General features: G+C 71.5%; 16 protein-coding genes and 2 pseudogenes. 10 read left to right on the top strand and 8 right to left on the bottom strand.

Translation table 11 applies throughout. The features are described 5' to 3' along the window. Positions 1-158 precede the first annotated feature (158 nt). From AB0958_RS32740 to AB0958_RS32750, 3 genes are read left to right on the top strand one after another with little or no spacing between them, the layout of a single operon-like run. Positions 159-2,321, top strand: coding sequence for an MMPL family transporter (locus AB0958_RS32740; RefSeq protein WP_366894101.1), 2,163 nt, complete (start codon positions 159-161; stop codon positions 2,319-2,321). 3 nt (positions 2,322-2,324) lie between these two features. Beyond that, a complete protein-coding gene (locus AB0958_RS32745; RefSeq protein WP_366894102.1) occupies positions 2,325-3,002 on the top strand; it encodes a response regulator transcription factor in 678 nt (225 codons plus the stop codon). After that, entirely contained in the window at positions 2,999-4,381 is a 1,383-nt protein-coding gene (locus AB0958_RS32750; protein WP_366894103.1) for a HAMP domain-containing sensor histidine kinase, read from the top strand. The genes AB0958_RS32745 and AB0958_RS32750 overlap by 4 nt, the downstream gene beginning before the upstream one ends. Before the next feature lie 180 nt (positions 4,382-4,561). Here AB0958_RS32750 and AB0958_RS32755 read toward each other — a convergent pair whose 3' ends face one another. Next, positions 4,562-5,149, bottom strand: coding sequence for a DNA starvation/stationary phase protection protein (locus tag AB0958_RS32755; RefSeq protein ID WP_366894104.1), 588 nt, complete (start codon positions 5,147-5,149; stop codon positions 4,562-4,564). A gap of 210 nt (positions 5,150-5,359) precedes the next feature. On the opposite strand from AB0958_RS32755, the gene AB0958_RS32760 reads away from it, so the two are divergent. The 3 genes from AB0958_RS32760 (at position 5,360) to AB0958_RS32770 (ending at position 8,094) form a co-directional block, all read left to right on the top strand. After that, complete coding sequence (locus tag AB0958_RS32760) at positions 5,360-5,701, top strand: FAD-dependent oxidoreductase (protein WP_366894105.1); 342 nt, start codon at positions 5,360-5,362, stop codon at positions 5,699-5,701. Positions 5,702-5,891: 190 nt separating this feature from the next. After that, the gene (locus AB0958_RS32765; protein ID WP_366894106.1) at positions 5,892-6,230 is read left to right on the top strand and encodes a GNAT family N-acetyltransferase; all 339 of its coding nucleotides are present in this window, start codon (positions 5,892-5,894) and stop codon (positions 6,228-6,230) included. Positions 6,231-6,351: 121 nt separating this feature from the next. Further along, positions 6,352-8,094 (top strand): pyruvate dehydrogenase, encoded by a 1,743-nt coding sequence (locus tag AB0958_RS32770; RefSeq protein ID WP_366894107.1) that lies wholly within the window; start codon positions 6,352-6,354, stop codon positions 8,092-8,094. Positions 8,095-8,111: 17 nt separating this feature from the next. Here AB0958_RS32770 and AB0958_RS32775 read toward each other — a convergent pair whose 3' ends face one another. The 5 genes from AB0958_RS32775 to AB0958_RS32795 form a co-directional block, all read right to left on the bottom strand. Continuing rightward, the gene (locus tag AB0958_RS32775; RefSeq protein WP_366894108.1) at positions 8,112-9,719 is read right to left on the bottom strand and encodes an MFS transporter; all 1,608 of its coding nucleotides are present in this window, start codon (positions 9,717-9,719) and stop codon (positions 8,112-8,114) included. Next, on the bottom strand, positions 9,716-10,456 hold the full coding sequence (locus AB0958_RS32780; protein ID WP_366894109.1) for a YoaK family protein: 741 nt from the start codon (positions 10,454-10,456) through the stop codon (positions 9,716-9,718). Before AB0958_RS32780 ends, AB0958_RS32775 begins: the two co-directional genes overlap by 4 nt. Then, positions 10,437-10,961: a DoxX family protein gene (locus AB0958_RS32785; protein ID WP_366894110.1), complete on the bottom strand. Its 525-nt coding sequence runs from the start codon at positions 10,959-10,961 to the stop codon at positions 10,437-10,439. Before AB0958_RS32785 ends, AB0958_RS32780 begins: the two co-directional genes overlap by 20 nt. Positions 10,962-11,018: 57 nt before the next feature. Continuing rightward, positions 11,019-11,681, bottom strand: a complete 663-nt coding sequence (locus AB0958_RS32790; RefSeq protein ID WP_366894111.1) for a hydrolase — start codon at positions 11,679-11,681, stop codon at positions 11,019-11,021. Positions 11,682-11,762: 81 nt separating this feature from the next. Next, a complete protein-coding gene (locus AB0958_RS32795; protein ID WP_366894115.1) occupies positions 11,763-13,634 on the bottom strand; it encodes an amidohydrolase in 1,872 nt (623 codons plus the stop codon). 407 nt (positions 13,635-14,041) lie between these two features. Here AB0958_RS32795 and AB0958_RS32800 point away from each other — a divergent pair, with 407 nt between their 5' ends. Together AB0958_RS32800 and AB0958_RS32805 are read left to right on the top strand one after the other, a co-directional pair. After that, on the top strand, positions 14,042-14,455 hold the full coding sequence (locus AB0958_RS32800) for a hypothetical protein (protein WP_366894112.1): 414 nt from the start codon (positions 14,042-14,044) through the stop codon (positions 14,453-14,455). A 132-nt stretch (positions 14,456-14,587) separates the two neighbouring features. Next, positions 14,588-15,085 (top strand): annotated as a pseudogene (locus AB0958_RS32805) (alpha/beta fold hydrolase); the annotation flags it as partial. Between the two features lie 303 nt (positions 15,086-15,388). Here the strand turns inward: AB0958_RS32805 and AB0958_RS32810 are convergent. Together AB0958_RS32810 and AB0958_RS32815 are read right to left on the bottom strand one after the other, a co-directional pair. Next, positions 15,389-15,439, bottom strand: a pseudogene (locus AB0958_RS32810) (hypothetical protein); the annotation flags it as partial. 164 nt (positions 15,440-15,603) lie between these two features. After that, complete coding sequence (locus AB0958_RS32815) at positions 15,604-16,212, bottom strand: TetR/AcrR family transcriptional regulator (RefSeq protein ID WP_366894113.1); 609 nt, start codon at positions 16,210-16,212, stop codon at positions 15,604-15,606. Between the two features lie 131 nt (positions 16,213-16,343). On the opposite strand from AB0958_RS32815, the gene AB0958_RS32820 reads away from it, so the two are divergent. Both AB0958_RS32820 and AB0958_RS32825 read left to right on the top strand, forming a co-directional pair. Further along, a complete protein-coding gene (locus AB0958_RS32820; protein WP_366894114.1) occupies positions 16,344-17,273 on the top strand; it encodes a chlorophyllase in 930 nt (309 codons plus the stop codon). 64 nt (positions 17,274-17,337) lie between these two features. Continuing rightward, positions 17,338-17,694, top strand: a complete 357-nt coding sequence (locus AB0958_RS32825; protein WP_366894116.1) for an LLM class flavin-dependent oxidoreductase — start codon at positions 17,338-17,340, stop codon at positions 17,692-17,694. Positions 17,695-17,926 lie beyond the last annotated feature (232 nt).

A 17,926-nucleotide genomic window follows, 5' to 3' on the forward strand; every position in this document is an offset into this window, starting at 1 on the left:
TCCTGCGGTGGTCGTCCAGGGCGTTCCTGACGCGGCACCACACGAGGGTGTGCCGGTCCGGGCCGGGCGCTGAAAGCGTCCGGTAAGGAAGCTCTCCCTACCTTCCGTCAGTGAGGTGAGCAGCGGCTGCCGCCGCTGCCGGTCACTGGGAGGGAATCGTGGAGAAGCTGAGCGGATGGGTGATCCACCATCGGCTGCTGGTGGGTCTCAGTTGGCTGGTGATCACGGTGGTGGGCGTGCTGGTGGCGCCGTCGCTCTCGGGCCGGCTGCAACCAGGCACCCATGTCACCGGCCCCGGCTACACCGCCAACGTGCAGATCGCCCGGAGCTACGGAGGCGCGACCCAGGACCCCGCTGTCGTGGTCCTGGACCTCCCGACCGGACAGACCGTCAATTCGCCGCAGGCGCGGGCGAAACTGCGGGCGGTGGACAGGGGCATCGCCACGGCGTCGTCGGGCCTGCGCCTGGTCTCCTACGCCTCGACCGGCAGCCGGACGCTGGTCGGGAACGGTGGGACGAGCACGATCGTCCTGGCCTATCCGCCGAAGCCCGGTGACGACATGGCCACCGATCAGGTCGACGCCCTCACCAGGGCTGCCACGGCCGCGGCGCCAGGTCTGACCGTGCACGGCACCAGTCTGCGGGCCCTGGAGGCCGGCAACACCACCGGTGCCGGCAACTCCAGCGTCACCGGTGAGCTGATCATCGGAGCGATCGGCGCGCTGGTGGTCCTGGCCTGGGTCTTCGGTTCGCTGCTGGCGCTGTTGCCGCTGGTCATGGCTCTGATCTCGGTGCTGACGATGCAACTGCTCGTCTACGGGCTGACGTTCCTGATGCCGTCGTCATCGCCGATCCACCCGGCCGTGCAGTACATCGTGGCGCTGCTGGGCCTGGGCCTGTCGATCGACTACTCGCTGCTGGTGGTCACCCGCTGGCGCGAGGAGCGCGCGGCCGGCGGGAGCAACGACGAAGCGGTGCGCGCGGCCGTGCGGAGGGCCGGGCACAGCGTCTGGTTCAGCGGCATGGTCGCCTCGCTCGGTCTGTTCGCGCTGACCGTCATCCCCAACTCGATGGTCCGGGGCATCGGTGTGTCGGGGCTGTTCATCCCCTCCACCGCGACCCTGGTCGCGCTGACGCTGCTCCCCGCGGCGCTGTCCAAGATCGGGCCGCGGGTGGACTGGCCGCGGCGGGCGTCGCGACGGCAGGCGGACAGCCGGTTCTGGACCGGCTGGTCGACGTTCGTGATCAAGCACCGGGTGGCTTCGGCGATCGCGGGCCTGAGCATCCTGGCCGCGCTGACCGCCACCGCCGCGACCATCGACATCAACACCCCGAGCAGCCACGCACTGGCCACCGCCGGCGCCTACACCGACGGCCTGCGCGCCCTGGAAACCGACGGATTCCCGTCCGGGACGCTGACCGCGGTGCCGGTGTACGTCCCGGACGCCGTCGACGCGGGGAACACCGTCAACGCCCTGGACACCCTTTCCAGCCTGCGCGGCGCCGCAGCCCCGGCAGGACCGGCCTGGCACACCGGGGGCAGCGCGATGGTCATCGCGATCCCGTACCGCGAGGTCGGCAGCACCGACGGCGGCACCTCGCCGGCCGACATCCGCCGCAGCGTCCCACCGGGTGTGCTGGCCGGTGGCGAGGGCGCACAGAAGATCGACGAGACCAACGCCACCTACGGCTCGTTCCCCCTGCTGTTCGCAGTGGTCGCGGTGGTCACCTTCCTGCTGCTGACCCGCGGGATGCGGTCCGTCCTGCTGCCCGCCAAGGCCGTGCTGCTCAACATGCTGTCCGTGGCGGCCTCCTACGGCCTGCTGGTGATCGTCTTCCAGCACGGCATCGGCATGAAGGCGCTGTGGGGCGCGTCCACCTACGGCGCGATCGACGCCCTTGCCCCGGTGCTGATCTTCGGGTTCCTGTTCGGCGTGTCCATGGACTACGAGGTGTTCATCCTGGCCAGGGTCCGCGAGGGATACGACCGCACCGGATCCACCCGGGAGGGCATCATCGAGGGTGTGTCGCGCACCGGCCGCCTGGTGACCTCCGCCGCGTCGATCCTGTTCTTCGCGCTCGCCTCGCTGGCCACGGCGAACGACGTCACCGTGCGCGAGATCGCCATGGGCCTGGCGTTCGGGGTGGTGCTGGACGCTATGGTGGTCCGGATGCTGCTGCTGCCCGCACTGGTCTCGCTGTTCGGCGACTGGAACTGGTGGCTGCCGGACCGGGCCGCGCGGCTGCTCCGGCTCCCGGTGACGCGGCCGGCCGACGAGGCCCGCCCGGAGCCGGTTCCGCAGCGGATCGGGGAGGCATAGGCCGTGCGGGTGCTGGTGGTCGAGGACGAGCCGGACGTCGCCGAGGCCCTGGCCTGGGGCCTGCGGGCCGAGGGATACGTCGTCGACGCGACGGACGACGGCACGGACGGGCTGTGGATGGCGACGGAGAACGCCTACGACGTCATCGTCCTGGACGTCATGCTGCCCGGCCTGGACGGGTACCAGGTGGCCAAGCGCCTGCGGGAGCGCGAGCGCTGGACGCCGATCCTGATGCTCACCGCCATGGACGACGACCTCGACCACGCCGAGGGGCTGGACTCCGGTGCGGACGACTACCTCTCCAAGCCGTTCTCCTACCCGGTCCTCCTCGCACACCTGCGCTCCCTGACCCGACGCACCCTCGGAGCCAGGCCGGCGGTGCTCGTCGCCGCCGGCCTGGCACTGGACCCCGCCGGACGCACCGTCACCCGGGACGGTGCGCCCCTGGAGGTGACCGGGCGGGAGGTCGCCGTGCTGGAGTACCTGCTGCGGCGCAAGGGCTCCGTCATCTCCAAGGCCGAACTGCTGGAACACTGCTGGGACGCCCACTCCACCGGCGACCCGGCGATCGTCGAGGTCCTCGTGCACCGGCTGCGGCGCAAGATCGAGGGGCCGAGCGGGCCGACCGTCATCGAGACCGTGCGCGGCAAGGGATACGTCATCAGGGGCGAGAAGACATGACCGGGCTCGCGCGCGCCTGGCGCCGTCTGGCACACGGCGCGCGCCCCCGGACCGTGCGGACCCGCGTCACGGTCGTCGCCGGTCTCGCGCTCACCGTGGCCGTCGTCGTCGGGCTCCTCGTGATGTACCTGTTGCAGGTCGGCCAGGCCAAGCGCACCATCGCCGGGCAACTGCGCACCTACGCCGTCCAGATCGAGCAGTCGGCCACCGGCGGGGTGTTCCCGCAGCCGCTGCCGCCGTCGGTGCTCGACGCGCAGGCCCAGTCCCAGGTCCTCGCGCCGGACGGGACCGTCATCGCCTCGACACGTGATCTGGCCGGCAGGCCGGCTGTGTTCGCCCTTGCGGCGGATGCCACGACCCCGGTTCGGCAGAAGGCCGCCGACGGCGTCCTCCCCGGCGAGCTCTCCGTCCTCGGCGAGCACACCGAGGTCGGCGGCCGGCCGGTCACCGTCATCACCCTGACTGCCACCAGCCAACGGGACCAGGTCGACGAGACCTTCGCCCGGCTGCTCGTCACCGGCGTGCCGGGCACGCTCCTGGTGGCGTGCGGCACCGTGTGGTGGGTGGTCGGCCGCGCGCTGCGGCCGGTGGAGCAGATCCGGCGCACCGCCACCGCCATCACCGCCGCCGAGCTGTCCCAGCGCGTCCCCGAGCCCGGCACCGACGACGAGATCGGCCACCTGGCCCGCACCATGAACGACATGCTGGCCCGGCTGGACGACTCCGCCGCACGGCAACGCCGCTTCGTCGCCGACGCCAGCCACGAACTCCGCAGCCCCCTGACGGCCATCCGCACCGGCCTCGAGGTCGGACTCGCCCACCCCGACCGCGCACCCTGGCCCGACATCGCCTCACGGGCCGCCCGGGGGACCGAACGCCTCGAGGCGCTGATCTCCCAACTCCTCGCCCTGGCCCGAGCCGACGCCGGAAAGCCGGCCGCGCGCCGGCAGACCGTCGACCTGTCCGCGTTGCTCGCCGATATCCGGGCGACGACCACGGCGCCGCACCTGGAGATCGAGCTCGCGGTCCCGGCGCACACCACGGTGACCGGCAACCCGGAGGACCTGTCCCGGCTGTTCCGCAACCTCATCGACAACGCCGCCCGGTACGCGCGGACGAGGGTGTCCGTCACAGCGGGGGTCGAACCGGGCGGCCTACGGGTCGAGATCGGCGATGACGGACCGGGAATCCCGGTCGAGGAACGCGAGCGGGTCTTCGACCGCTTCGTCCGCCTCGACGCCGACCGGGGACACGGCACCCGCTCCACCGGGCTCGGGCTGCCCATCGCCCGGGAGATCGCCACGGCCCACGGCGGCACGATCACGCTCACCGAGACCGACGGCGGCGGAACGCGCGCCGTGGTGGCCCTGCCGCGCTGACCTGAAGCGTGGGGTTCGTGGGCACAGGTGCCCCTGTTGCCCATGGGGCGACTCTCTCGGGAATCTCGGGGATGGGCGTCACTTCCCTTGGCGATCTGCTCCCGGTGGCACGGCGCCCGCCTCGGTACGGCTGCGCTCTCCGTCGCGTCCCAGGAGGGCGTCCGCTTCTGCCGGGTTCTCTCAGGCGCGGACCAGGGGAGTGTCGACCAGGTGCTCCGCCAGGAACCAGGCCTGCAGCTCCCCGGTGCGGATCACCTGCGAGACCAGCAGGTCGTTGGTGCCGTCGTCACCCGTCTCGGCGGCCCGGGCGGCCGCGTCGTGGGCGTCCACCAGGATCGTCTCGTGGGCCTCCAGGAGCCGTGAGAGCATTGCCGGGACCTCCTCGGCGCCGTCCGGCGGACGCGGGATCGACGTGATCTCGGCGACGTGCCGTGGGTCGCCCACCGCGACCCCGCCCAGGGTCTGGACCCGCTCGGCGATCGTGTCCACGAGGGCCAGCTGGTCGTCCGCGTGCTTGTCCAGCAGCAGGTGCAGCTGGTAGAAGGTCGCGCCGCGCAGCAGCCAGTGGTGCTTCTTGTAGAGGCCGTACAGGATCTGCGTGTCCGCCAGGACCCGGTTCAGACGCTGGCAGGAGTACATGCGCGCCTCGTACGAGAGGCCGAGGGGGAACTGCTTGACGGTCCCGAACTCCTGGATGATTTCGCCCTTCTGGTGCAGCCACGGCTGACTGTGCTGCAAGGCCTTCCCGGGGTCGGAGCTGGTGGTCATGGTGCGCCTCCTGGCGGATGTGCGATGCGGTTGTCTGCGCGAGTGACGTTAGGCGCGGAGACGGGGGAGGCGTTGTCCGGGAGCGCCCGGTCCGGTACCCCTGAGCGCACCCGGTTCGCTCTGGGGCCGACCGCCGTGCACGCACGGACACGGGCCGTCCGCCGTACCGCTCTACCGTCGGTGGCCGTAGCCGTACGGACTGAGGCAGACATGAACGAGCAGGTGGACGTGGTCGTCGTCGGCCTGGGGCCGGGTGGGGAGTACCTGGCGGGCACCCTCGCCGAGGCGGGGCTCGACGTGGTCGGCGTCGAGGCGGAGCTGGTCGGGGGCGAGTGCCCGTACTGGGGGTGTGTGCCCAGCAAGATGATGGTCCGGGCCGGGAATGTCCTCGCCGAGGCCCGGCGCGTAGCCGCCCTGGCCGGGCAGGCCGAGGTGGCCCCGGACTTCGTCGCCGTCCACGCAGAGGTTCCTGTGGAGCGGCTGCAGCACATGATCCACACCTGCCCGACCTTCCACCGTGCGGTCGAAGCGGCCCTGGCGGCTCTACGCTGACCGCTCCGCGCCGGTCCGGTGTCCGGTCAGCCAGTACGGCAGCGCCGGCGCCGCCAGGGCGGCCCCGAAGAAGCCGACCAGGGCGCAGGAGGCGTTGCTCTCCGCATCACGAACGCTCCGGCACTCACCATGTCTCCGATCACCGTCGCCTACCCCACCCCACCCCACCCCACCCATGAAAGGGAATCCGATGAACCGTCTGACCACCACCCCTGTCGTCGTGCACAACGAGGCCCTCAGCCGCTACGAGATCCTGGTCGGCGGCGAACGCGTCGGCCTGACCGCCTACCTTGACCGCGGTGACCAGCGCGTCTTCTACCACACCGAGGTCGACGAGGCCTTCGCCGGCCAGGGCCTGGCCGGCCGGCTGGTCCGGGAGGCGCTCACCCACGCCCGCGCCGCAGGCAAGCGCGTCGTGCCCGTGTGCCGGTACGTGGCCAAGTTCCTGCAGAGACATGAGGGGTTCGCCGACCTGGCCGACCCGGTGACCCCCGACGTCCTGCGGTGGCTGCGCACCGAACTGGACTGAGCCCGCAATGCGCTGCCGGAAGCGATCCCATGCACTGATGGTCAACTCCGTTTCGCCCGGGGCCACTACCGTGACCGGCGGCGCGGCGGCCCCGCCGTGCCGCCGGAGGCGAAGGAGTGGCATGGCCAGGCAGACCATCGCGGAGCAGTACGTCGACCTGATGGCACGCGCCGGCGTGCGCCGTATGTACGGAGTGGTCGGGGACAGCCTGAACCCGGTCGTCGACGCGGTCAGACGGCATGACGCCGTGGAGTGGGTCCAGGTCCGCCACGAGGAGGCCGCGGCGTTCGCGGCCGGCGCGGAGGCCCAGCTCACCGGCCGCCTCGCCGCCTGCGCCGGCTCCTGCGGCCCGGGAAACCTGCACTTGATCAACGGCCTGTACGACGCCCACCGCTCCATGGCGCCGGTGCTGGCGCTGGCCGCTCAGATACCCAGCGGGCAGATCGGCACCGGCTACTTCCAGGAGACCCACCCCGACCGTCTGTTCGCCGAGTGCAGCCACTACTCGGAGCTGATCTCCTCGCCGCACCAGATGCCGCGCGTGGTGCAGACGGCGATCCAGCACGCCGTCGGCCGCCGCGGTGTCTCGGTCGTGGCCCTCTCCGGCGACACCGCCGCCGAGGCCACCCCGGACGCGGCCCCCGAACTCACCCTGCCTCTGGACCTGCCCGCCATCCGCCCGGGCGAGCGGGAACTCGCCCGCCTCACCGAGCTCGTGGACGCCGCCGAGCGCGTGATGGTGTTCTGCGGCCGGGGTGTCGCCGGCGCCCACGCCGAGGTGATGGCCTTCGCCGAGAAGGTCAAGGCACCGGTCGGGCACGCGCTGCGCGGCAAGGAGCACATCCAGTACGACAACCCGTACGACGTCGGCATGAGCGGACTGCTCGGCTACGGCGCCGCGTACGAGGCCATGCACGAGGCCGACCTGCTGCTGCTCCTCGGCACGGACTTCCCGTACACCGAGTTCCTGCCCCGCCATGTGCGCACCGTCCAGGTCGACGTCCAGCCCGAGCGGCTCGGCCGACGCACCCAGCTCGACCTCGCCGTGTGGGGCGACGTGGGCGAGACCCTGCGATGCCTGACGCCCGCCGTGCGGGAGAAGCGGTCGCGCCGGTTCCTCGACCGCATGCTGGAGCGGCACACGCACGCCCTCGAAGGCGCCGTGAACGCCTACACGCGCCATGTCGAGAACCAGACCCCGATCCACCCCGAATACGTGGCCGCGGTACTGGACGAAGAGGCCGCGGACGACGCTGTGTTCACCGTGGACACCGGCATGTGCTGTGTGTGGGCGGCGCGTTATCTGACGCCGAACGGCCGCCGCCGCATCCTCGGCTCGTTCGTGCACGGCTCGATGGCCAACGCGCTGCCGCAGGCGATCGGCGCCCAGTTCCTGGACCGCGGCCGGCAGGTCGTCTCGCTCTCCGGCGACGGCGGATTCTCCATGCTCATGGGCGACTTCCTCACTCTCGTGCAGTACGGCCTGCCGGTCAAGGTCGTCGTCTTCAACAACTCCTCCCTCGGCATGGTCGACCTGGAGATGATGGTCGACGGCCTGCCCCCGCACGCCACGAGCTACCCGCACACCGACTACGCGGCCATCGCCACGGCGGCCGGAGCACGGGGTATCCGGGTGGAGAAGCCCGCCGACCTGCGCGGCGCGCTGCGCGAGGCCTTCGCCCATGACGGGCCCGCGCTGGTAGACGTCGTCACCGACCCCGCCGCCCTGGCCGTCCCGCCGAAGATCACCGCCGAGCAGGTCAGCGGGTTCGCGCTCTCCGCGAGCCGGACGGTGCTGAGCGGCGGAGTCGGCCGCATGCTCCACCTTGCGCGGGCCAACCTCCGGAACATTCCCCGCCCTTGAGAGTCGGACCTGGAGGCTCAGGGCCGTACCGCCGGTCCGCCTGAGGTGTCGAAGGCGTGCGTCACCTCGGGCGCGGTGCCCGGGGTGAGCAGTGCGCGGGCCTCCTCCTCGAACCGGCGGTCGGTGGCCGTCAGCCGCACGTGGTGCTGGGCCTGGTGCTCCGCCCAGGAGGACACCAGGTAGTTCTCGACGAACCGCTCCGGGTCGTGGCCGTCCTGGTAGAGGCCCCAGGACAGGGCTCCGGTACGGCGCCGGGAGCGGGCCACCCGGTGCATGCGGTCCGTGAACTCGACCTGATGGTGCGCCGGGACGCGGTAGACGACGGAGACCAGGACCGGGCCGTCGGCCTCCCCGGGTTCGAACACCAGGGGAGGCGCGGGCCAGTGGTCCGACGGTGTGGGGTTGATGCCCTCGGCGTCCCGCAGCGGCCACCGTCGTACGCTGGCCGCGCTCAGCAGCATCACGCCGCCGGCGATCAGCAGACAGGCGCTCAGCCCGAGCCAGTCGGCCACCGCACCCCACAGGGGTGCGGCCAGCGCCTGACCACCCTGGAAGACCAGCAGATAGACGGCCAGTCCGCGGGCTCTGACCCAGCCGGGGAGCCGGGTCTGCACGGCCGCGTTGAGCGTGGAGAGTACGGCGATCCACGCGAGGCCCACGGGCAGCAGGGCGAGCGCGACCAGCCACGGGACGTGGACCGTCGCCAGCACCGCGAGTGCCCCGGCGAACACCAGGGCGCCGACGGCGAGGATGCCGTTGGCGCCCAGCAGGCGACGGGCGCGGGGGAGGAGGAAGGCCCCGCCGACCGCGCCGACGCCCACCGCTCCGAGGAGCAGTCCGTAGCCGCCCGAGCCGAGGCCGAGGGAGCCGCTCGCGGTCAGCGGGAGCAGGGCCCACAGGGCGGCGCCGCCGGGGATGAACAGGAGCGTGCGCAGCAGGATCCGGCGGACGCCGGGCGCGTTCCAGACGTAGCGGCGGCCGGCGTACAGCGCGGCCAGCAGGCCTTCGGTCCCGGCGGGTGGGGCGGCCGCCGCGGCGGGGCGCCGCCACAGCAGCAGCACGGCCGCGATGCCCAGGTAGGACACCGCGTTGAAGGCGAAGACCCAGCCGGCGCCCGCCGCCGCGACCACCGCGCCGCCGAGTGCCGGACCGACGGCACGGGCCAGGTTCATGTTCACCGCGCCCAGCGCCGCCGCCTGACCGAGCCGCTCCCGTTCCACCAGCTCCGGCTGGATCGCCTGCCAGGCCGGGCCCATCAGCGCGGTCCCGCAGCCCAGCAGGAAGGTCAGGAGCAACAGGGCCGTCGGCGACAGGGCGTCCAGGAACGCCAGCACGGCCAGCGCCCCGGACACCGCGAGCATCGCGAACTGGGCGGTCACCAGCACCGCACGCCGGTCGAACCGGTCGGCGACCACCCCGGAGGGCAACGCGAGGAGGACGACGGGCAGGCTGGACGCGGTCTGCACCAGCGTCACCAGTGCGGCACTGTCCCCGACGAGCAGCCACTGGGCGCCCACGGTCTGCATCCAGCTGCCGACGTTGGAGACCAGCTGGGCGATCCACAGTGCCCGGAAGACACGTGCCGCGAGCGGTGCCCACGGGGAGTCGGTGGCGGCGTCGCTCATGCCGCTCCCGAACGGGTCCAGGCGGGGGCGCCGTCGGCCAGTCGGTGTGTCGCCAGGGAGGTGACGAGCAGGAGCAGCAGGGCCAGGCCCAGCGTGGCCACCAGATGGCCGTGGAGCAGCAGCTCGGTCCCGGCGAACGCGCCGAGCAGCATGGCCAGGACGGACAGGATCCGGCGGCCGGGCCGGGGCGCGGCACCGCCCGCCGGACCGGAGTCCGCGGCCAGGCCCGTCAGGGTCAGCGTCAGCACGGTCGTGGTCATGTCGGGGACGCCGAGACGCCGGGCGACCGCGTTCTGCAGGCCCATGGCGAGCCCGAGGAACACGATCAGCGTGTACTGCACTCCCGTGCCGACCCGGCCGTCGGTGACCGCGGTCACGGCCACCGTGACGGCGACCAGCACGGTCTTCACGGCCGTCGCCGTCTTCAGCAGATTCCCGCGGTGCGTGGCGAACCGGGTGCCGAGCCGCCCCCCGGCCAGTGCCCCGCCGAGGAACGCGGCCAGGGCGACGACGGAGGCGAGCGCGGACAGGTTCGGGGCGCCCGCCAGCGCGAAGCCGAGGAACACCACGTTGCCGGTCATGTTGGCTACGAAGACATGCCCGAGGGACAGATAACTCACCGCGTCGACCAGCCCGGTGACCAATGTCAGCGTCAGCAGCAGGGGAGGCAGCGGGCCGTGGCGGTCGTCCTTGGGCGGTACCAGGGTGTGGAGCGCGTCAGTCAGCAGTGCGCGCACGGTGCTCTCCTTCCGATGCGCTGGGGGTGCGGTGCAGTACCACGCGGGTGAGCAGCCCGCTCGCCGGGCCGAGCACGATCGTTGCGAGGACGAGCCACAACGGCCACGGGGTGAGGCCCAGCGCGTGGTCGACGGACCACCGGCCGGGCCCGGTGAGGGCCAGGGCCACCGAGATGACGACGAGGACCAGCGGATACTCGTACCCGTCGTTCTGAACCCACAGGCCCTTGGGCCACTTGACCGTTCCCGCGACCGTCATCACACCCATCGCCGCCATCGCGGCCAGCGGCGTGAGCAGCCCGGCGGCCAGGAACAGACCGGCGCCGATCTGACTGCCGCCTGCGACGACCGCGGTCAGCGGGCCCCCGCGGAAACCGTCGTGCCGGAACTCCTCCGTTCCCCCCACCAAGCCCTTGCCCCCGAGGTGGAAGCTCACCTTCTGCACTCCATGGCCGGCGAGGAGGAGTCCCGCCGGCAGCCGGAGGACCAGCAGTCCCGCGTCCATTGCTTCTTGTCCTTCCTTTTCTTCCTGTCTGTCCCCGGCCCGGGACGTGACGTCTGCTCAGCCGGCCGCGTGGGCGCCGATGATGGTCTGCGCGTAGACCAGGCCGAGGCCGTACGTGCCGCCGTTCTCCTTGACCACGTTCGTGACCGCCTCGTACGTCTCCGTGCGGGCCCAGTCGCGCTGGAGCTCCAGGAGCACCTGGACCCAGGTGACCGGCACGGCGCCGCCCTGGACCATGCGCTGCACGGCGTGCTCGTGAGCCTGCGGCGTGACACCGCCGGACGCGTCGGCGACCACGTAGACCTCGTAGCCCTGGGCGATGGCGGAGAGGACCGGCAGGACCACGCACACCTCGGTCCACAGACCGGCTATGACGAGCTTCTTCCGGCCGGTCGCCTTGACGGCCTCCACGAATGCCGCGTCCTCCCAGGCGTTCATCGAGGTGCGGTCGATGATCTCCTGGCCGGGGAAGACGTCCGCGAGCTGCGGCAAGATCGGGCCCGAGAAGGACTCGGCGGCCACGGTGCTCAGCACGACCGGCACGCCGAACGCCTTGGCGGCCTTGGCCAGACCCAGGGTGGAGTTGATGATCGCGGTGCGGTCGCCGCTGCCGGTGCCGAAGAACATCTGCGGCTGGTGGTCCACGAACAGCACGGCGCAGTTGTCGGGGGTGAGGAGGTCGGGGCTGGGGCCAGCGGTCACCTGGGCGATGTCGACCATGACGAAGAGCCTTTCTCAGCGAACAAGGGTGGATGGTGACCCGGAAGGAGGGGGTCAAGTGCCGTCCTCCTTCCGGGAGTCTCAGAGGAAGCAGGGGTCGGACGGCGTGGCGACGCCGTCCGGGACCAGGCCGCGTCGGACCCGCCACGCCCGGTGCAGTTCGGACTCGGCGACGGCCTCGCCCAGCGCCTCCGCCTGGCGCACGCCCGCCAGAACGCGCGGGGTCGCCTGGTAGCCGCCGAAGTGCGCCACCGGGCTCCAGTCGGGGGTGATGGCCGGCAGCTCCTCGTCGAGGCCCTCGTACTCGCCGGCTGCGTAGACGATCCGGCCGCCGGTGACCGTCAGCAGCGACTCGATGTGGGCGATCTCCGGCTCGGGCACGGTGAAGTAGTCGTCGGAGAGGATCGCGAGGTCCGCGAAGAAGCCCGGGCGCAGGATGCCCTTGAGCCCCTCCTCACCCGTCAGTTGGGCGCCGGCCCGGGTGAACATGCGCAGGGCGGTCTGCCGGTCGACGCGGTTGGACCGGGGGCGGAGCACGAGGTCACCGGCGTTGCGGCCGCTGGTCAGCCAGTGCAGGGCGACCCACGGGTTGTACGTGGAGACCCGGGTGGCGTCGGTGCCGGCGGCCACGGTCAGTCCGCGGTCCAGCATCTCCCGGATCGGCGGGGCGTCGGCGGCGGCACCGGGCCCGTAGCGGCGCAGGAAGGCCTCGCCCTGGAAGGACAGCCGGTTCTGCACGGACATGGCACCGCCGAGCGCGGCCACGCGGTCGAGGCTGGCCGCCGACACGGTCTCCGCGTGGTCGAACAGCCACCGGTTTCCGGCCGGGAAGAGGCCCTCGGCGGCCAGCTTCTCGAAGACCGCGAGATCCCGGCGGATGGTCTCGTCGTACGTGGCGTGCAGCCGGAACCCCCAGCCGTTCTCCATGAGAAGACGCACCGCCTTCTCGAACTCCCGCTCGTAGTCGCCGTGTTCGGGACGCGGCTGGCTGAAGTTCTCGAAGTCGGCCGCGGCCCAGGTGAGGTTCTCGCCCGCGCCGTTGAGGCGCAGCCACTCGTCGCCGTCCCCGTAGTCCGCCATCTCGATCCAGCGGGTGAGGTCGGCCACCTCCTGGCCCGCGGTCTGCGGGAAGAGGTGGTAGGCGATACGCAGCGACAGTTCACCGGCCTCGGCCAGCTCGATGACGGTGCCGTAGTTCTCGGGGAAGTTCTGGAAGCCGCCGGCCGCGTCGATCGCCGACGTCAGCCCGAACCGGTTCAGCTCGCGCAGGAAATGCCGGGTCGAGGACTTCCGGTGCTCCTCGTCCAGCACCGGTGCCTTGGCCAGCGTCGAGTAGAGGATGAGGGCGCTGGGCGCGGCCAGCAGCATGCCCGTCGGTTCCCCGTCCCGGCCGCGCACGATCTGGCCGCCCCTGGGGTCGGGGGTGTCCTTGTGGAATCCGGCGGCTCGCAGCGCCGCCCGGTTGAGGACGGCCGACTGGTACAGGTGCAGGACGAACACCGGCGTGTCCGGAGCGGCCGCGTTCAGCTCGGCGACGGTCGGCAATCGCCGCTCGGCGAACTGCTCGGCCGACCAGCCGCCCACCACCCGCACCCACTGGCCCTTCGGGGTACGCGCGGCCTGCTCGCGCAGCATCGCGAGGCCCTGCCGCAGCGTGGGCACGCCGTCCCAGCGCAGCTCCAGCACGTAGTTGAGCCCACCGCGAATCACGTGCAGATGGGCGTCGTTGAGCCCCGGGATCACCCGCCGCCCGAGCGCGTCCACGACTTTGGTGGCCGAACCGACGTGGGGGGCGATGTCCTTGTCGTCGCCCACGACCGTGACCACACCGTCCCGGACGGCGATCGCCCCCGCATGTGGGCGGTTCGGGTCTCCGGTGTGGATTTTCGCGTTGCGGACGACGAGTTCTGCGGGATCGTCGACGGCCTGAGGAACCAGACCGCCGACCGGCATCGAGGACACGCTTGCGGGACCCCCTCCGGGATGGGAAGTGCGCTGTCGGGTCCGTGTTCGCCGTCGAATCAGAGGCGGACCGCGACCGCCGAGCCGTCACGCTAGGTCTGGTCCCCGTCGCGGTGTGTTCCGTGCGCGCACTCGCACCTGCCCCGCAGTGCACCACCGTGCCCGCGCGTACCCCGCCCCCGACCACGCGGAAGCCGCCTACGACGTCGACACCGACATCGGCGTGGTCATCCACGTGCCCCCCTGACAGGAGTGACGAGTCGGTTCCGGTCTGTGCGACGGACGACGACGGCCGCAATGTCTCGGACGCTCATACGACGGTCCGGGACAGCCCGTCCCCTGAGTGACGCGGTCGGCGCCGACCGCTCCAAGACCCTCAGAAGGAAGGGACACCACCTGTGTCTTCGCACACCTTGAATCGCTCGTTCTCCGTACGGGTCCTGCTCGCCACCCTGCTCGGGATCACCGCCCTGTTCGGCCTGACGGCCGCCCCTGCCCAGGCCGCTCCGGCCACGTCGACGGTCCACATCTGGGCCGGCCAGGTGCACGTGCGCCAGTGCGCGAGCACGACGTGCGACCTGGCCACCTCGGAGCTGCTGACCAACGTCAACGTGCAGGCCTACTGCCAGCGCTGGGGCGACAACGTCTCCGACGGGGCCTACCACAACCACTACTGGGTGGAGATCGTCTCCCCGCAGGGGTGGCTCGGCTGGGTGAGTGCCGTGTACGTCAGCGGCGGTTCCAACGACGGGCCCGTCCCCGGCGTGCCGGTGGAGACGAACGGCAGCCCGGTGTACTGCGAGTACGTCTGACGGTGAGGAGGGCGGCGGCACCTCCGCGTGTCGGCGCACGTCGATCCAGCCGCGCGTCGTTCCCTGCCAGGCTGTTCCTCGGCCGACGAACCCGCTCGCGGCTCGTCAAAGCGGAAGGCACAGAGGGGGCGCATGGCGCAGCAGAGCATCCCGCGTTTTTCGCTCGTGGGCGTGTCGGGTGCGGAGACATCGCATCATCCGTTCACCACCGAGGACGGCTTGAGTCTGAGCCTCACCCGTTTCCGCCGTGCCCAGTGCGCCGATCCGGTGCTGCTGGTGCACGGCTTGACCTCCGCAAGTGACATCTTCATCATGCCGGAGCACCGGAACCTGACGAGTTATCTGCTCGATCACGGGTTCAGCGACGTCTGGGCGCTCGACTCCCGGATGAGCAATCGCTTCCCCTACAACACGGAGCCAGGCCCTCACAGCCTGGACGACCTCGCCCGGTTCGACTACCCGGCCGCGCTGGCGGAACTGCGGCGTCATACCGGGCTGCGGCCCGTGCACGTCATCGCGCACTGCCTCGGATCGGTGGCATTCTCCATGAGCCTGGCCGGCGGCGCCGTCGACGGCATCCGGAGTCTCGTGGCGAACAGCGTGGCGCTGACCCCGCGGCTGACGACATGGCCACGGTGGAAGTTGCAGTACGGGCCCGAGCTGCTCGAACACGCTCTGGGGCTTTCCGTCCTGGATCCGCATGCGTCCGCGAGCTCGATCTCCAGGTGCGGCGCCGTGGTCGTCGCCCGGATATCGGCGAGCAACGCGGACAGGTCGACGGTGTGCCGGCGCGCGGCCGGCTTTCCGGCGTCGGCTCGGGCCAGGGCGAGGAGTTGGGAGATCAGCGCCTCGAGGCGTTCGGTCCCCCGGGCGGCCCGTGAGGCGATGTCGGGCCAGCATGTCGTTCATGGTGCGGGCCAGGTGGCCGATCTCGTCGTCGGTGCCGGGCTCGGGGACGCGCTGGGACAGCTCGGCGGCGGTGATCGCCGCGTGGAAGGCCGCGCATCCCTCGGTCGGCGGCCATCAGGGCCGCACCGGCTGTCAGGGAGATCTCCTCCCGCGCGATTTTCCGCCGGACGCTCTTCCACGACAGCTTCGACGAGTTGTCAGTCAGGCGACCTCGCCCCGCGCGAACGGTGCGGGTCTGCTCAGTGCTCTTCGTGTTCCTGCGTGGTCGGGTCGGTGCGGGTGAGACCGGTGAGCAGTAGGTCGATCATCTGGCGGGCGTGGTAGTCGGGGAACGTCTCGACTCCGATGCACAGGTTGCCGACGGCGAGCATGAGGTCGTACGCGCGGACGTCGGAGCGTGTGGAGCCCGCGGCGGCGGATGCCGTCAGCAGCCGGTCGAGTACGGGCAAGAGGCGTTCGACGAACTCGTTGTGCAGGTTCTCGAATCCGGCCTGGTCGGAGTGCATGGCTTCGGCGAGCCCGTGCTTGGTGACCAGGAAGTCGGCGAACCGGTGCACCCAGGTGCGCAGGGCCTGGTAGGGCGGGGCGGTGGCGGGGTCCGTGGGTGTGGTGGCGAGGGTGTCGACCTGGTGTTTGAAGACGGCGACCACCAGATCCGCCCGGGTGGGGAAGTGGCGGTAGATGGTGCCCATGCCGAGCCCTGACTCGGCGGCGATCTGCCGCACGGGGGCGTGGACGCCGGCGCGTACGAACACGGCCGCTGCGGCGTCCAGCAGTGTCTGCTCGTTGCGGCGGACGTCGGCTCGGTTGCGGCCGGCGGAGGGCGGGTCGACCGGGGGTGTGGGCATCGGGGAGGGCCTTCGCTTGTAAAACGGAGCAACGCTCCGTACGCTCTGAATCGGAGCGGCGCTCCGTATTGTCATCTTGGCAGATGTCGCGCGCTTCGAGCCACTCGACGTCCCTCGAAAGGGGCCATTCCATGACCAGCACCGCACCTGCCGGCGGCAGCGCTTCCACCGTCCCCGTCGTCTCCGTCCGGCCCGTCACGCTGTCCGCCCCGGGCCGTGGCGCGGATCTGCGGGTACGGGTCACCGCGCCGGCAACCGGTCACCGCCTGCCCGTCGTGGTCTTCTCGCACGGCATGACCCTGGGCATGGACGACTACGCACCGCTGGTCGACTTCTGGGCCGCCCATGGGTTCGTCGTCATCCAGCCGACTCACCTCGACTCGCTGGGTCTGCCCCCCGACGACCCCCGTAACCCGCTCATCTGGCGCATCCGCACCGACGATCTGACCGGCGTCCTGGACCAGCTCGAGGCCGTCGCAGCCGCTGTGCCCGGGCTGGCCGGCCGTATCGACCACGGCCGCATCGCGGTCGCCGGACACTCCTGGGGCGCACAGACCGCCAGCACCCTTGCGGGCGCACGGGTGGTCGACGCGGACGGCACGGCCGGTGAGAGCATGGCCGATTCCCGGGTGAGGGCGGCGGTGCTGCTGTGCCTGCCCGGTACCGGCGGCGCCGACCTCAGCCCGCTGGCCGTCCAGTACTTCCCTTTCATGAGCCCCGATTTCGCCGAGCTGAAGACTCCGAGCCTCGTGGTCGCGGGCGACGCGGACCAGTCCCCGCTGACGGTACGGGGTCCGGACTGGTTCACCGACGGCTACCGTCTGGGCCCGGGTGTCACCGATCTGCTGACCCTGTTCGGCGCGGAACACGGACTCGGCGGCATTCAGGGGTTCCACGACACGCGGACCACCGACGAAAGCCCCGAGCGCGTCGCGGTCGTCCGGCAGGCGACCCTCGCGTACCTGCGCACCGCGCTCGGCCTCGACGACGACGCCTGGCCCACCGCCCGGCTGTCGCTGGCCGAGGTCGGCGAGCCGCTGGGGAAGGTCGACTCGAAGTGACCAGCCTCCTCGCACCGGCCCGCGGACCCGGCTTCGGAATCATGACCGCCCCCGCACAGGTCGCATCGAGTCCGGTGTCGGCGTCGGCTCGCGGCTCGATGCGCCGCGCGCCCGACGCGGGTACGCAGCTCACGGCCTTCCGTTCCACGACGGCACCCGCGCGGTGGAGAGCCTCGCCGAAACGTGCACGATCAGCCGCAGGCTGTGGACCGAAACCGCACCGCTCGACTTCCATGGGGACCCCCACCACCTGACGGGGGCGTTCTGCTGTCCCACACCCGCCCAGCGCCCCCGCCCGCCGATCCTCATCGGCGGCCAGGCCGCCCCGACGCTGCGCGTGGCGGCCGCGCACGCCGACCGCCGGAACATGCCCGGCGGCGGCATCGACGAGGCGATCGAGCGCAGCACGGTCGCCTCGTAGGGGACGGCGGGGTTGTCGTAGCGCGTGGTGACAGCGCGGTGTGTCTTGAGGCGGGTGCTCCCGCGCTCGACCGCATGGCGCTCGCGGTGGTCGGCCGGGTCGGCGTGTGGAGGCCGACAGCCGCGAGGCCGGAGTCTTAGGGTGCGTTTCAAATGTGCTGGTCATAGCCATTCGTTGATGGCTGCGACCAGCACGGTCGCCTCGTAGCGGACCGCCAACTTGTCGTACCTTG

Origin of the sequence: Streptomyces sp. NPDC006655 (assembly GCF_040703965.1) — a bacterium.
Taxonomy (GTDB): Bacteria; Actinomycetota; Actinomycetes; order Streptomycetales; family Streptomycetaceae; genus Streptomyces.